The 777-nt window shown below is 69.5% G+C and carries 1 protein-coding gene; it reads left to right on the forward strand.

Features of this window, described 5'->3' with window-relative positions:
* A partial coding sequence (locus JaAD80_RS29125; RefSeq protein WP_146012614.1) for a tetratricopeptide repeat protein occupies nt 1–777 on the forward strand: 777 nt, incomplete at both ends.

Below are 777 nucleotides of genomic sequence, written 5' to 3' on the forward strand. Positions count from 1 at the left end.
GGCGCCACGGCGCCAGCGCCAGCGCCGCAATCGCTGCCGCAGGAATTGCCGCAAGACCTGGCCCATGCGCCGCGTCAGCAGCCAGGCGCGGCGGAGCAGCAGGCCATGATCGAAGCGGCCGCCCGCGCGGCCGTGGCGTCGCAGATGGCGCAAATGGCACAGATGGCACAGCCGCCCCCGCCCAGCCTGCCCCCCGTGATGGCACCAGACAATAGCCAGATCCAGGTGCAACGCAGCGTGGCCGCGCCGCAAATCCATCCTGGCGTGCAGCAAGCCTACCAGGCCCTGAACGGCGGCCAGCTGGGCACGGCGCGCCAGCAATACGAAACCGTGCTGCAGCAGGAGCCCACCAACCGCGATGCCCTGCTGGGTCTGGCGGCCGTGGCCCTGCGCGAAAACCAGGGCGCGCAAGCCGCGTCCCTGTATGTGCGCTTGCTCGAAATCAATCCCGACGATGGCGAGGCACTGGCCGGTTTGATCGGCTTGCGCCAGGGCGACATGGTGCAAAGCGAAGCGAAGTTGAAAGCCATCCTGGCCCGCTCGCCCGACAGCGGCCCCGTGCTGTTTGCCCTGGGAAACCTGTACGCCAAGCAGCGCCGCTGGCCCGAAGCACAGCAGCAATTCTTCCGCGCCTACAGCGCCGTGCCCGGCAATCCGGACTATGCCTTCAACCTGGCCGTCGGCCTGGACCGGCTGAACCAGCCCAGGCTGGCCGCCACCTATTACCAGCAGGCGCTGGCCCTGGCGCGCACGGCGCCGGCCGCCTTCGACCAGGGC

The sequence above is a fragment of the Janthinobacterium sp. AD80 genome (assembly GCF_002878455.1).
Lineage (GTDB): Bacteria > Pseudomonadota > Gammaproteobacteria > Burkholderiales > Burkholderiaceae_D > Janthinobacterium.